This is a genomic window from Pseudoalteromonas sp. N1230-9 (genome assembly GCF_032716425.1).
Taxonomy (GTDB): Bacteria; Pseudomonadota; Gammaproteobacteria; order Enterobacterales; family Alteromonadaceae; genus Pseudoalteromonas.
Genome location: NZ_CP090419.1, coordinates 1935066 through 1948777, shown reverse-complemented (window position 1 = coordinate 1948777; position 13712 = coordinate 1935066). Strand labels below are relative to the sequence as shown.

12 protein-coding genes are annotated in these 13712 nt (G+C 41.6%); 7 read left to right on the top strand and 5 right to left on the bottom strand.

The genetic code is table 11. From position 1 onward, the window contains the following. Nucleotides 1-34: 34 nt before the first annotated feature. Nucleotides 35-2299, top strand: a complete 2265-nt coding sequence (gene clpA / locus LY624_RS09090; protein WP_130149974.1) for an ATP-dependent Clp protease ATP-binding subunit ClpA — start codon at nucleotides 35-37, stop codon at nucleotides 2297-2299. Between the two features lie 161 nt (nucleotides 2300-2460). Here the strand turns inward: clpA and infA are convergent, their stop codons facing one another. From infA to trxB, 4 genes are all read right to left on the bottom strand, one after another. After that, a complete protein-coding gene (infA, locus tag LY624_RS09085) occupies nucleotides 2461-2679 on the bottom strand; it encodes a translation initiation factor IF-1 (RefSeq protein ID WP_002962494.1) in 219 nt (72 codons plus the stop codon). A 90-nt stretch (nucleotides 2680-2769) separates the two neighbouring features. Further along, nucleotides 2770-3474 carry an arginyltransferase gene (locus tag LY624_RS09080; RefSeq protein ID WP_341802823.1) on the bottom strand — a complete coding sequence of 235 codons (705 nt, stop codon included), beginning with the start codon at nucleotides 3472-3474 and terminating at the stop codon, nucleotides 2770-2772. Continuing rightward, nucleotides 3467-4183, bottom strand: a complete 717-nt coding sequence (gene aat / locus LY624_RS09075; protein ID WP_341802822.1) for a leucyl/phenylalanyl-tRNA--protein transferase — start codon at nucleotides 4181-4183, stop codon at nucleotides 3467-3469. The genes LY624_RS09080 and aat overlap by 8 nt, the downstream gene beginning before the upstream one ends. Before the next feature lie 103 nt (nucleotides 4184-4286). After that, a complete protein-coding gene (gene trxB, locus LY624_RS09070; RefSeq protein ID WP_062569181.1) occupies nucleotides 4287-5237 on the bottom strand; it encodes a thioredoxin-disulfide reductase in 951 nt (316 codons plus the stop codon). Nucleotides 5238-5595: 358 nt separating this feature from the next. Between trxB and pssA the strand changes: the two genes are divergently transcribed. Further along, nucleotides 5596-6921, top strand: a complete 1326-nt coding sequence (gene pssA / locus LY624_RS09065) for a CDP-diacylglycerol--serine O-phosphatidyltransferase (protein ID WP_130149971.1) — start codon at nucleotides 5596-5598, stop codon at nucleotides 6919-6921. 65 nt (nucleotides 6922-6986) lie between these two features. Here pssA and ald read toward each other — a convergent pair whose 3' ends face one another. Continuing rightward, complete coding sequence (gene ald, locus LY624_RS09060) at nucleotides 6987-8108, bottom strand: alanine dehydrogenase (RefSeq protein ID WP_130149970.1); 1122 nt, start codon at nucleotides 8106-8108, stop codon at nucleotides 6987-6989. A gap of 141 nt (nucleotides 8109-8249) precedes the next feature. Between ald and lrp the strand changes: the two genes are divergently transcribed. The 5 genes from lrp to crcB all read left to right on the top strand — a co-directional run bounded on the left by lrp (nucleotide 8250) and on the right by crcB (nucleotide 13706). Next, nucleotides 8250-8729, top strand: coding sequence for a leucine-responsive transcriptional regulator Lrp (gene lrp, locus LY624_RS09055; protein WP_062569178.1), 480 nt, complete (start codon nucleotides 8250-8252; stop codon nucleotides 8727-8729). Between the two features lie 144 nt (nucleotides 8730-8873). After that, nucleotides 8874-11360, top strand: coding sequence for a DNA translocase FtsK (locus LY624_RS09050; protein WP_130149969.1), 2487 nt, complete (start codon nucleotides 8874-8876; stop codon nucleotides 11358-11360). Next, nucleotides 11360-11986, top strand: a complete 627-nt coding sequence (gene lolA / locus LY624_RS09045) for an outer membrane lipoprotein chaperone LolA (protein ID WP_341802821.1) — start codon at nucleotides 11360-11362, stop codon at nucleotides 11984-11986. Before LY624_RS09050 ends, lolA begins: the two co-directional genes overlap by 1 nt. 3 nt (nucleotides 11987-11989) lie before the next feature. Then, nucleotides 11990-13327: a replication-associated recombination protein A gene (locus LY624_RS09040; protein ID WP_130149967.1), complete on the top strand. Its 1338-nt coding sequence runs from the start codon at nucleotides 11990-11992 to the stop codon at nucleotides 13325-13327. Further along, a complete protein-coding gene (gene crcB / locus LY624_RS09035) occupies nucleotides 13320-13706 on the top strand; it encodes a fluoride efflux transporter CrcB (protein ID WP_082389253.1) in 387 nt (128 codons plus the stop codon). Before LY624_RS09040 ends, crcB begins: the two co-directional genes overlap by 8 nt. The last annotated feature ends 6 nt before the right edge of the window (nucleotides 13707-13712 follow it).

Here is a 13712-nt window from a genome sequence, read left to right as displayed (position 1 = left end):
GGTATATAAATATTATCTCAGTAAGGGGTTGCCAATGCTAAACAAAGACTTAGAACTAACCTTAAATGCGGCGTTTCGCGAAGCGAGAACACGCCGCCATGAATTTATGACCGTCGAGCACCTTTTACTTGCGCTGCTCGATAACCCTTCTGCTGGAGAAGCGCTCAATGCGTGTGGCGTAGATATGGGCACTTTAAAAGTCGAGTTATCTGAATTTATCGATGAAACGACGCCTGTTATTCCTGATTTAGAAGAAGACCGTGAAACACAACCAACGTTAGGTTTTCAGCGTGTTCTGCAACGTGCTGTATTCCATGTACAATCATCAGGTAAAAATGAAGTTACTGGCGTCAACGTGCTGGTGGCTATCTTTTCTGAGCAAGAAAGCCAAGCCGTCTATTTACTGAAAAAAGCGGATGTAAATCGTCTTGATATTGTCAACTTTATCTCTCATGGCATTTCCAAAGCCGATGATGAAATTGGCGGTGAAGACCATGATGATATCCATGAAGAGGTACAAGAAGTTCAAGGTGAAGAGCCGACTAAGCTCGAGAACTTTACAACAAATCTTAACCAACAAGCGATTGATGGCAACATTGATCCACTGGTTGGGCGAGACAGTGAAGTTGAGCGTACTGTTCAAGTTTTATGTCGTCGTAAGAAAAATAACCCGCTGCTTGTTGGTGAAGCTGGGGTAGGTAAAACGGCCATTGCAGAAGGCCTTGCTTATCGTATTGTCAACAAAGAAGTACCTGAAGTGATTGCTGATGCAGTTGTTTATTCGCTTGATATGGGTGCATTACTGGCCGGTACAAAATACCGTGGTGATTTTGAGAAACGCTTTAAATCACTGCTCAAAGAGCTGCAAGCAAAACCTGGGTCTATTCTATTTATCGATGAGATTCACACCATCATCGGCGCTGGAGCGGCATCAGGTGGTGTAATGGATGCTTCTAACCTAATTAAACCGCTACTTTCAAGTGGTAAATTGCGTTGCATGGGCTCTACCACTTATAACGAGTTTAAAAATATCTTTGAAAAAGATCGTGCACTAGTACGTCGTTTTCAAAAAATTGATGTTCTTGAGCCAAGTGTTTCAGACACCACTAAGATTCTCAATGGTTTGAAAGAGCGTTATGAAGAACATCATGGCATTCGCTATACACAAAAAGCACTTAAAGCAGCTGCAGAGCTAAGTGCTAAATATATTAATGAACGCCACTTACCAGACAAAGCGATTGATGTTATTGATGAGGCAGGGGCCAATCAGCGCTTACAGCCTATATCAAAACGTAAGAAAACGATTGGCGTATCCGATATTGAACTGATCGTATCGAAAATGGCGCGTATTCCACAGCAAAGCGTGTCTTCAAGTGATAAAGAAACGCTGAAAAACCTTGACCGTAACTTAAAAATGTTAGTGTTTGGGCAAGACCAGTCAATTGACGCGCTCACGTCTGCAATTCGATTATCACGTTCAGGCCTTGCAAATGAAGATAAACCAGTGGGCTCGTTCTTATTTGCAGGTCCTACAGGGGTTGGTAAAACAGAGGTGACTAAACAACTTGCTAAGTGTATGGGCGTTGAATTTATTCGCTTTGATATGTCTGAGTATGTTGAGCGTCATGCAGTCAGCCGCTTAATTGGTGCGCCTCCAGGTTATGTTGGTTTTGAGCAAGGCGGTCTATTGACTGAAGCGGTTATCAAAAACCCGCATGCCGTGGTGCTCCTTGATGAAATCGAAAAAGCACACCCTGATATTTACAACATCTTATTACAAGTTATGGATCACGGTACATTGACTGATAATAACGGCCGCAAAGCTGATTTCAGAAATGTTGTGTTGGTGATGACGACGAATGCAGGTGTGCAAGAGACTGTGCGTAAGTCAATAGGTTTTACTGAGCAAGATCATTCACACGATGCAATGAGTGAAATTAACAAGGTATTTTCACCAGAATTTAGAAATCGTTTAGATAATATTATTTGGTTCAACCACCTTGAAAAAGAGGTGATCCTACAAGTGGTTGATAAGTTTATTGTTGAATTACAAGCACAACTTGATAAAAAATCGGTTAATTTGGAGCTGACTTCTAAAGCACGAGAGCTGTTAGCTGATAAAGGCTACGATAAAGCAATGGGTGCGCGTCCTATGGCTCGCGTTATCCAAGAGGAGCTTAAAAAGCCACTCGCTAATGAAATATTATTCGGTGAGTTATCAGATGGGGGCTCTGTAAAAGTCTCCGTGAAGGATAAGAAAATTCACTTTGAATATGAAACAAGCTTAGAAACAGCCTAAAACAGGCAACAAAAAGCCCAGCAAATGCTGGGCTTTTTGTTTATTAAATGGAATTAAAACTAAGACTAGTTTTAACACCATTTAACAAACGCTTTTAGCTCTTTGTAATAAACACATCTGCTCATTCAAAGCAGCAAAAAGCTAAATCTCTCGTTAACGCACTAGCGAGCACGGAATACGATGCGACCTTTCGATAAATCGTAAGGAGTCATTTCTACGGTTACTTTGTCGCCAGTTAAGATGCGGATGTAGTTTTTGCGCATTTTACCAGAGATATGAGCCACAACAACGTGACCATTTTCTAGCTCAACTCGGAACATCGTATTTGGTAAAGTATCAAGGACTGTCCCTTGCATTTCGATTACGTCTTCTTTCGCCATGTTTAGCGTAACACCTCTTTAATAGTTAAACGCTGCAGATTTTGCCGAAAATACAGCAATAAGTAAAGCTACAGGGCTTAATTTTGTAAATTAAATCGCCAACCACTGATCGCCAATGTGCTTTTGTGCTGGCAAAAATTGGGTTTTATATTTCATTTTATTACATTCGTCTATTTGATAGCCTAAGTAGACAAATTGTTTTTGTTGTTGCTTTGCAAATTCTATTTGGTGCATGATCATTACACTGCCGAGGCTGTACGATTCGTAGTCAGGGTCAAAAAACGTATAAATAGCAGAGACGGCATTATCCATATTATCAGTAACAGCAACTGCAACAAGTTTATCTCCATCACGTAGCTCAATAAATGTGATAGGTAACCACTGACAGAATAAAAAACTTTCGTACTGATTTTGTTCTGGTGGGTACATTGAACCATCTTGATGGCGCTGCGTTATGTATTTGCAGTAAAGAGGGTAATAGTCTGCTCGTTCATACTCACTGTAATTAACAGTGAATACTTTTTGCGCTTTGTTTAATTTACGTTTTTGTGATTTTGAGGGTTGAAACGTCTGTGCAAGCACCCTTATCGAATTACATGCATTGCACGCTGGACAGTGCGGTCGATAAATTTGATCGCCACTGCGCCTAAATCCTAGCGCGAGTAGTTGTTCAAACTTCTCAGCGCAGTAACAGCTTGGATCAAGAATAACTAACAGTTGTTCTTGTCGGTTTGGTAAATAACTACAATCAAATTGCTGGCTCAAACCTAGCCTAGTGGGTAAATGCTCAGTCATAAATATTTATCAACTCTTGCGGTTGCCACATGTGCGATGTTGGTACGTATTGTTGGGCTAGTTTAAGTCTAGTTAAAAATTCAGTCCGCGGGATAACTTTTGCACCTAGCGTTATCAGGTAGGGATTTTCAAGTTGGCAATCAATAAAATGTGCATTATGTTTTTTTAACCAATTGACAAGCGCCCACATAGCTAACTTCGAACCATTGGATGTATGATGAAACATTGATTCGCCACAAAATATACCGTTTTGCATAATGCCATAAAGGCCAGCGACCAAATGGTCATCTTGCCAAATTTCAAGGCTATGCGCGACACCTTGATGATGTGCTTCGATGTAGGCATGCATCATTTTTTCAGTGATCCACGTACCTTCGGCATCTAAGCGCTGCTCTCGACAGGCATTAATAACATGTGAAAACGCCTGGTTGACCGTGACGCGAACAGGAGTGCGCTTCAAATGTTTTTTCAAACTTCGGCTCACGTGAAATTCGTCCAACTCGATAACACCACGCATGCTAGGCGACCACCACATAATCGGCTCATAATCACTAAACCATGGAAAGACACCATGTTTGTAAGCATTTTTGATGCGTTCAACGGATAAATCGCCACCAATAGCTAATAAGCCATCTGGCTCGTCAAGCGCAAATTCAGGATTTGGAAAATCAACACCCTCGGCTGAGAGTTGGTATAGTTGCTTGATCATATTGCGTTATCGTTGTTATTTAGCTTAATTTTAACAAAATCTTAGTTATAAAAAAGGGGCTGTTGGTAACAGCCCCTAAATTTGTTGTGTTAGATTAACAAAATTATAGGTTATCTAAGAAACGCTCTGCATCAAGTGCTGCCATACAGCCAGTACCAGCTGATGTGATTGCTTGACGGTAAATGTGATCAGACACATCGCCTGCAGCAAACACGCCCGGGACGCTTGTTTGTGTTGCGTTACCGTTTAAGCCAGATTCAACAACTAAATAGCCGTCTTTCATTTCAAGCTGACCTTCAAACATGTCGGTATTTGGTTTGTGACCAATTGCGATAAATACACCAGCAAGATCAAGGTTTTCTGTTTCTTGTGAATCTGTAGCCTTGATACGGATACCTGTCACACCCATTTCATCGCCTAATACTTCGTCTAAAGTACGGTTATAATGTAAAACTACATTACCGTTCTGTGCTTTCTCTTTTAAGCGATCTGATAAGATTTTTTCACTGCGGAAACTATCACGACGGTGAATTACATGAACTTCTTCTGCAATATTAGATAAGTATAACGCCTCTTCAACAGCCGTATTACCACCACCAACAACTGCTACCTTTTGACCGCGATAAAAGAAACCATCACAGGTTGCACACGCTGAAACACCGCGGCCTTGGAAGTTTGTTTCAGACTCTAAGCCTAAGTATTTTGCAGAAGCACCTGTTGCAATGATAAGCGCGTCACAGGTATACGTACCAGAGTCACCAGTTAATGTGAAAGGGCGTTTAGATACATCTACTTTGTTAATATGATCAAAAACAATTTCTGTTTCAAAGCGCTCAGCATGTTCTTTCATTCGATCCATTAACGCAGGACCCGTTAGACCATGAGCATCACCAGGCCAGTTTTCAACTTCTGTGGTGGTTGTTAATTGTCCACCTTGTTGAATGCCAGTAATAAGAACCGGATTAAGGTTGGCACGGGCAGCGTAAACAGCTGCGGTGTAACCAGCAGGGCCTGAGCCTAAAATGAGAAGTTTACAATGTTTTGCGTTCGTCATGGTTTTTCCTAAATACGTTTTAATACGATTGTTAATGCGCCCGATTCTAAGAAAAACAAGGCGGATGTAAACAAAAGGGCTGATTATTTTTTTGCAGAAATCGCAAAGCTGTCAAATAATCCTTACTTAAAAAAGTATGTATAAACAAATATACGAGTCAAACCAGCAGTACGTACTTATTAAGTAAATACTCTATTAGTAGAGTTTAGAGCTCGGTTTTGGTTATTAAATAATCACAAAGTAATGTATTGCACCAACAAAGTACGTTTATTCATGACCAAGCAATTTTTTTTTGGTATGTTTTAGCTAATTTTGATATTAGCTTACACACAAGAGCTAAACAACCGAACAGGCAACTATGGTATTTTGGCAGGAAAAGCCCGCATTTGGGCTGACTACAGAAGATATAAAAGTCTTAACCAATGCAAAAGAATATCGCAGTGAGTTATTACGACTAATTCGCACAGCGACAAAAAGAATTTATATTACTGCGTTGTACTTGCAAGATGATGAAGCAGGACGTGAAATACTAAGCGCTTTACATGAAGCATCTTTGGCTAATCCCGAATTAGATATAAAGGTGTTGGTAGACTTTCATCGCGCGCAACGAGGTTTAATAGGCGCTGCAAAATCAGAGGGTAACGCCAGCATGTATTGCGACTTTCTCGAAGAGTTTCAATCTAATGTGCAAGTTTATGGTGTGCCAGTTAAGGCAAAAGAGCTATTTGGCGTACTACATTTAAAGGGTTTTGTTATTGATGACACCTTGCTTTACAGCGGAGCAAGCCTAAATAACGTGTACTTACAACAAGATGATAAATATCGCCTTGACCGTTATTTTCTTGTTAATCAAGCAGGCTTATGTAATTCGGTTATTGATTTTATACATACGTACCTACTTAGTTCTGAAGCTGTCCCGCGTCTCGACTGCCGTCCCTTAACAAAATTTAATGATATAAAAGTTGCGCAAAAGCAGCTAATGAGAGAGCTTAAATCTGCCAGCTATAACAGTGCCAGTGAAGCTAGTTCAGCACAACTGGGGGTTCGGCTATTTTTGGGCCTCGGTCGCCGTAGTAATAAGCTAAACCGCTTAATTAAGTCTTTGTTTGATACGACAGAGCAAGAGTTAGTTCTGTACACACCTTATTTTAATTTTCCTGCGCCGTTACTGCGATCGCTACGTCGATTATTAAAACAAGGTAAACAAGTGACTATTGTGGTAGGCGATAAAACGGCAAATGATTTTTATCTTCCACCCAGTGAGCCATTTAGTAAAATTGGGGCATTACCGTATTTATATGAAACGATTTTATATAAGTTTTTAAAATCCCAAAAGCGTCATATTGTCAATGGCAACTTAAATGTCTATCTGTGGAAGCATGAAAGCAATTCTTTTCATCTGAAGGGAATTTGCAGAGATAATCGTACTCATTTATTGAGTGGTCATAATCTAAACCCTCGTGCGTGGGGATTAGATATCGAGAATGGTATTTTAATTGATGATCCTGAGCAACGAATCTTGCCACAAATTGAGCAAGAGAAAAAAGCCATTTTAACTCACTGTCGTCGACTGACAGGGCCGCAGGACTTAGAAACAATGGACGATTATCCTTTGCCAGTTAAAAAGTTACTTGGGCAAGCTAAGCGTGTAAAGGTCGACTTTATAATCAAACGGTTTATTTAATCTCAGTAATAAACAGATATAAAAAAAGCAGCGAATTCGCTGCTTTTTTTGTGCCAAAATGCTAATTAAGCATTTTCAACCGCTGTACGTGGGTCAACATATTCCATGTTGAATGCTTCAGCTACTTCTTTATAAGTAACTTGGCCTTTGATCACGTTTAAGCCTTTTAAGAAGTGTGCATCGTCAAGAAGCGCTTTCTTGTAGCCTTTGTTAGCAAGGTTGATGATAAATGGTAATGTCGCGTTGTTAAGTGCGAACGTAGAAGTACGTGGAACAGCACCTGGCATGTTAGCAACACAGTAGTGAACAACGTCATCAACGATGTATGTAGGATCTGCGTGAGTTGTTGCTTTAGATGTTGCGATACAACCACCTTGGTCGATTGCAACGTCAACGATTGCAGAACCAGGTTTCATTGCTTTAATGTGCTCAGCAGTTACAAGTTTAGGCGCAGCTGCACCTGGGATTAATACGCCACCGATTACAAGGTCAGCTTCTAGTACGTGTTTTTCTAACGCGTCAGCAGTAGAGTAGATAGCTTGTACTTTATTACCAAATTGCGCGTCTAGAGCACGAAGTACATCGATATTACGATCAAGTACGACAACGTTAGCACCTAGGCCAACAGCCATCTGCGCTGCACTACGACCAACCATGCCACCGCCGATAACAACAACTTTAGCTGGCTCAACACCTGGTACACCACCAAGTAACATACCACGACCGTGGTTAGATTTCTCTAACGCTTGTGCACCCGCTTGAATAGACATACGGCCAGCAACTTCACTCATAGGAGCAAGAAGTGGTAAACCACCACGTGCATCAGTTACTGTTTCGTAAGCGATACACACAGCACCACTTTTAACTAGGTCTTCAGTTTGTGGAAGATCTGGTGCCAAGTGAAGATAAGTAAATAGAATTTGGTCTTCACGTAACATCGCACGCTCAACAGCTTGTGGCTCTTTTACTTTAACGATCATGTCAGCTTTAGCAAAAACGTCTGCTGCTGTAGGAAGAATTTCAGCGCCTGCAATAACATAGTCTTCATTAGTGAAGCCAATGCCCATACCTGCATCAGTTTCAACAAACACTTGGTGGCCATGGTTTACTAATTCACGAACACTCGCAGGAACCATACCTACACGGTATTCATGGTTTTTAATTTCTTTAGGTACACCAATAATCATAATTTTCGCCTTAATAGAACGGGATGAAATTTTCGACTATTATATTCATGACAAGGCAGTGTGTCTCACCTTTTTTTGTGTATTATCTAGTGATATAATCTAAAATATATTTTTTAATAGTTTAAAACTCTGGTTGGCGCTATGCATCAATTACTCGACAGAATTGACCGTAAAATTTTGATGGAATTGCAGCTTGATGGTCGGATCTCTAACGTAGAACTAGCAAGGCGTGTAGGGCTAAGTGCCACCCCTTGTTTAGAGCGGGTAAAAAAGCTCGAAAGGGAAGGTTATATAGTAGGTTACAAGGCTGTAGTTGACCCTGCTAAGCTTGGGCAAGGTTTGTCTGTTTATGTTGAAGTGACTATTACTAAAACTTCACCTGATGTATTTGAAGAATTTAATGCTGCTGTAAAAAAACACGATGAAATCATTGAGTGCCACTTAGTGTCAGGTAACTTTGACTTTTTATTAAAAACACGTGTTAACGATATGTCAGAGTATCGCAATGTTTTAGGGGATATCTTGTTAAAGCTCCCTAATGTGAGTGAAAGTCGTACTTATGTAGTTATGGAAGAAGTGAAAGGTGAGCAAGGCGTGATTATTCGCCCATATATTGCTTAAGCTGTTAAAATGTAGGTAGAGTAATAAAAACTTGTTCATTATCAGTCCATCAAGGTTAAGATAAAGTGCATAAAACGGCATTTCCTGCTAAGGTATTTCATTGCTAACCGATCAGTTGTAAAGAATAATAAGGAATAGGGAGCTATGCGCCTAAATGGTGTTCAAAGACTGCTAGAAACAGGACTAATTATTAGTACCTTTGCAGCAGTATTTATTTTATGTGCATTAATTAGTTTTGATCCGGCCGATCCATCATGGTCGCAAACTGGTGAGTTCGTCAATGTAAAAAATATTACAGGTACTGCGGGTGCTTGGGTAGCAGATATATTGCTGCTTACATTTGGCTGGTTAGCTTATCTAGTGCCTGCCGCTATCCAATTGTTCGGCTATTTACTGTTTAAACAACCACATCGCATTTTCCAGCTTGACTACACCACATTGTCGTTAAGAGTTATCGGGTTCGCTTTATTTATAACGTCAGCGACAGCAATTAGTAGTATAAATTTTGATGATATTTATAACTTCTCATCTGGTGGGGTAGTGGGGGATATCATTGCCTCAGCGATGATGCCAACGTTTAATTTTACCGGTACTTCGATTCTTTTACTCTGCTTCTTCTTTGCTGGGTTAACACTTTTAACCGGTGTGTCGTGGGTTCAATTTGTTGATTTTGTGGGTAAATGGGTCATGCAAGCTTTCTATTTCTTGCGTGAACAATTATCTGCGTGGTTACATCGAGAAAAAGAGGCTATCAAACCTGTAACAGAGACTGAGTCGGATGCTAACTTTGTTGAGCCAGATAACGAGCCGTCAATCAGCTTTAGTAAAGAGAATGAAGCTAAGCAAAAATCATCGAACGAGACTAAAAAGCCAGATAGCGAGTTTGAAGGGTTTGATGAGCTAGATGATATTTTGGATCAAGAAATAGGTTTTAGTGCACTTGATGACGAATCCTTCGACACCGTATCGGCACTGAATGCACTTGACCAAAGCCCTGTAGTAGATGCTGAACCAGAAAAACCGACTACGACAGTCGTATCACCTGCGCGCCCAATGCCCAAGCCAAAGCCTGCGTATCAGCCACCGCCAACGGCGAAAGAAAAATTTGAAGCGTTATTAGATGAAGAGCCGCCGGCTAATCCTTTACCGTCACTTGATTTATTAGATCGACCAGATAAAGCGAAGAATCCGTTATCCCAAGAAGAGCTTGACGGTATTTCGCGTTTAGTTGAAACCAAACTCCTTGATTTCAATATTCAAGCAGCAGTTGTAGGTGTATACCCAGGCCCTGTTGTTACACGTTTTGAGCTTGATTTGGCGCCGGGTATTAAAGTGGCTAAAATCACTGGCTTAGCTAAAGATTTAGCGCGTTCACTGTCTGCTGTCAGTGTGCGTGTTGTAGAGGTTATTCCGGGTAAAACCTATGTTGGTTTAGAACTGCCAAACAAACATCGTGAAATAGTGCGTCTAAGCGAAGTTATTAACGCACCTAAGTTTGAATCAAATCCATCACCGCTCACTATGGTGCTAGGTAAAGACATTGCAGGTGAGCCTGTTTGTGCTGACCTTGGCAAAATGCCACATTTACTTGTTGCGGGTACCACAGGTTCAGGTAAGTCAGTGGGCGTTAATGTAATGATATTAAGCTTACTGTACAAATCGGGCCCCGATGATGTACGTATGATCATGATCGACCCGAAAATGCTTGAACTTTCTGTGTACGAAGGCATCCCACATCTATTATGTGAAGTTGTTACCGATATGAAAGAAGCAGCCAATGCATTGCGTTGGTGTGTAGGTGAAATGGAACGTCGTTATAAGCTTATGTCGGCACTTGGGGTGCGTAACTTAAAAGGTTATAACCAAAAGGTACGTGATGCCAAAGAAGCGGGTCATCCAATACTCGATCCTCTTTTTAAAGATACCGACGGCATGGCCGATGGCCCTGAAGAGCTAGATAAACTACCGAGTATTGTGGTGGTAATTGACGAATTTGCCGACATGATGATGATCGTGGGTAAAAAAGTGGAAGAGCTGATTGCACGTATCGCGCAAAAAGCCCGTGCTGCAGGTATTCACTTAGTACTAGCCACACAGCGCCCATCGGTTGACGTTATTACAGGTTTAATTAAAGCGAATATTCCAACCCGTATGGCGTTCCAAGTATCAAGTAAAATTGACTCGCGTACTATTTTAGATCAGCAAGGCGCTGAAAACTTACTAGGTATGGGTGACATGCTTTACTTACCGCCAGGTACCAGTGTACCAGTGCGTGTACACGGCGCGTTTGTAGATGACCATGAAGTTCACGCGGTTGTAGACGATTGGAAAAAACGTGGTAAACCAAATTATATCGATGAAATTTTAAGTGGTGATGCCGCAGAGGAAATTTTACTCCCAGGAGAAACCAGTGAAGACGGTGATGAAGAGTCAGATCCGCTTTACGATGAAGCAGTATCATTTGTAATAGAAACCGGCAAAGTGTCGGTATCGAGTGTACAGCGTAAGCTTCGCGTAGGTTATAACCGCGCAGCACGCTTAGTTGAACAAATGGAAACATCAGGCATTGTTAGCGCACCAGGACACAACGGTGCCCGCGAAGTCTTAGTGCCAAATGGTGGAGCAAATTAATGAAAAAATTTAAATACCTAGCCTTAGTTGTGGGCTGTTTATTAAGCGGTCAAAGTTTTGCAGATGACAGCGAAGCGTTGCAACAACAACTGGCTGCGATTAAAAGTTTTAAAGCAGAGTTTTCACAGCAAGTGACCGATTCGCAAGGTGAAGCTATTATGCAAGGTGAGGGGAATATTGCCCTTCAGCAGCCTATGATGATCCGCTGGCAACAACAAAGCCCAGACGATACCTTGTTTGTATCAAATGGCGATAAAACGTATTACTTCGATAGCTTTGCTGAGCAAGTTACCATTATGAATACCCACAGCCTGATTGATTCAACACCATTTGTGTTGTTGACCTCAAAAGATCCAGAGCAATGGGCTAAATACCAAGTTGTGGCAACCGATGCTGGCTTTAGTGTCACGCCAAACAAAGGCGTTGAGAGCCAAGTTGAAAAGTTAGACATTAGCTTTAATGCCAAAGAGCAAGGCCTAGCATCTCTGACTGTACTAGATACTTCAGGCCAGCAATCTTTATTTACCTTTAAGGATGCCAAGGTAAACGAAACACTAGCAACTCAAACCTTTGAATTTACTATTCCTGAGGGCGTTGAAGTTGACGACCAAAGCCAAGGTGATTAAGGCTTGAGTAACCTCGGATTTAACTTTGGACCTGATGTGCGCCCACTTGCGGCGCGCATGCGACCCGAAACACTCAATGACTACATAGGTCAGCAGCACCTATTAAGCCCCGATAAACCTCTTTACCAAGCGATTCTTGCAGGTCGCTGCCACAGTCTTATTCTGTGGGGACCACCTGGCGTTGGAAAAACTACATTAGCACAGATTATTGCTAACCATGCCGATGCCAGCCTTATTCAAATGTCGGCAGTCACAGCGGGTGTAAAAGATATTCGTGAGGCAGTAAGCGAAGCGAAAGCAAATCTTGCAGGGCGAGGGCAACGCACCTTACTATTTGTAGACGAAGTACATCGCTTCAATAAATCTCAGCAAGATGCATTTTTACCACATATCGAAGACGGTACCTTTATTTTTGTTGGTGCGACCACTGAAAACCCATCATTTGCACTTAATAACGCGATACTATCTCGTGCCCGTGTTTATGTATTAAAAGCACTTGAGCAAGCCGACTTATTTACCGTCATTGAGCGCGCCTTACGTGAAGACGTAGAGCTCAGCCAAAAACACATTGACATTGCCGAAAACGCTAAACAAGCCCTTTGCCAAGCAAGTGATGGCGATGCGCGTAAAGTGCTTAACTTGTTAGAACAAGCCGTTGATTTAACCACAGAGCAGCAGGGCAAATATCTTGTTGATCAACATGTTTTAAGCCAAGTGCTACCAACACATTTAGCCAAGTATGACAAAGGCGGCGATGAGTTTTACGACTTGATTTCAGCGTTTCACAAGTCAGTGCGTGGAAGTTCACCTGATGGCGCCTTATATTGGTATTGCCGTATTCTAGCTGGTGGCGGTGACCCGCTTTATGTGGCAAGGCGCTTATTAGCGATTGCCACAGAAGATATTGGCAATGCCGACCCACGAGCTATGGAAGTCGCACTCAATGCGTGGGATATTTTTCAACGTGTTGGCCCAAGTGAAGGTGAGCGCGCTATAGCACAAGCCACCATTTATTTAGCCAGTGCGCCGAAAAGTAACGCTGTGTATATGGCGTTTAACCAAGCGCTGCAAGATGCTAAAAATGAGCCGAGTCATCCGGTGCCAGAGCATTTACGTAATGCACCAACTAGCTTAATGAAAGACTTGGGTTATGGCGCTGAATATCGTTATGCTCACAATGAAGAAGGTGCCTTTGCTGCAGGTGAAAAATACTTCCCAGAAGCTATTAATGATCGCCAGTATTATTTTCCAACTGATCGCGGCCTTGAACAAAAAATTAAACAAAAGCTGGAATATTTAACTCAGCGCAACGAGCAAAGTGATATTAAACGTTATGAATAGTTTGAAACTTTACATGATGATTGCAATGGGCGGTGCTTCAGGGGCGTGTTTACGCTATTTTCTTAGCGAAACCATGCTAAAACTGCTCGGTAGGGGATTCCCTTTTGGCACGTTGACAGTTAATATTCTTGGTTCATTGTTAATGGGCATTTTATACGGCTTGATTGAAAAAGAAATAATCGCTGTTAGCCCCGCTAAAACCTTAATTGGTATTGGCTTTTTAGGTGCATTGACCACCTTTTCAACATTCTCAATGGATTCGTTGTTGCTGTTGCAACAAGGTCACTTTTTTAAAATGGCCCTCAATATCACCTTAAACGTGGTGGTGTGTATATTTATGGCTTGGCTGGGCCTTCAGCTGGTAATGCAAAAAGGTTAAAAACTA

What these genes read in the sequence shown, in the direction of transcription:
- infA (WP_002962494.1), bottom strand. Translation starts at nt 2,679, where the DNA reads ATGGCGAAAGAAGACGTAATCGAAATGCAAGGGACAGTCCTTGATACT.
- ald (WP_130149970.1), bottom strand. Translation starts at nt 8,108, where the DNA reads ATGATTATTGGTGTACCTAAAGAAATTAAAAACCATGAATACCGTGTA.
- crcB (WP_082389253.1), top strand. Translation starts at nt 13,320, where the DNA reads ATGAATAGTTTGAAACTTTACATGATGATTGCAATGGGCGGTGCTTCA.
- aat (WP_341802822.1), bottom strand. Translation starts at nt 4,183, where the DNA reads ATGATCAAGCAACTATACCAACTCTCAGCCGAGGGTGTTGATTTTCCA.
- lrp (WP_062569178.1), top strand. Translation starts at nt 8,250, where the DNA reads ATGCATCAATTACTCGACAGAATTGACCGTAAAATTTTGATGGAATTG.
- LY624_RS09080 (WP_341802823.1), bottom strand. Translation starts at nt 3,474, where the DNA reads ATGACTGAGCATTTACCCACTAGGCTAGGTTTGAGCCAGCAATTTGAT.
- lolA (WP_341802821.1), top strand. Translation starts at nt 11,360, where the DNA reads ATGAAAAAATTTAAATACCTAGCCTTAGTTGTGGGCTGTTTATTAAGC.
- pssA (WP_130149971.1), top strand. Translation starts at nt 5,596, where the DNA reads ATGGTATTTTGGCAGGAAAAGCCCGCATTTGGGCTGACTACAGAAGAT.
- LY624_RS09050 (WP_130149969.1), top strand. Translation starts at nt 8,874, where the DNA reads ATGCGCCTAAATGGTGTTCAAAGACTGCTAGAAACAGGACTAATTATT.
- clpA (WP_130149974.1), top strand. Translation starts at nt 35, where the DNA reads ATGCTAAACAAAGACTTAGAACTAACCTTAAATGCGGCGTTTCGCGAA.
- trxB (WP_062569181.1), bottom strand. Translation starts at nt 5,237, where the DNA reads ATGACGAACGCAAAACATTGTAAACTTCTCATTTTAGGCTCAGGCCCT.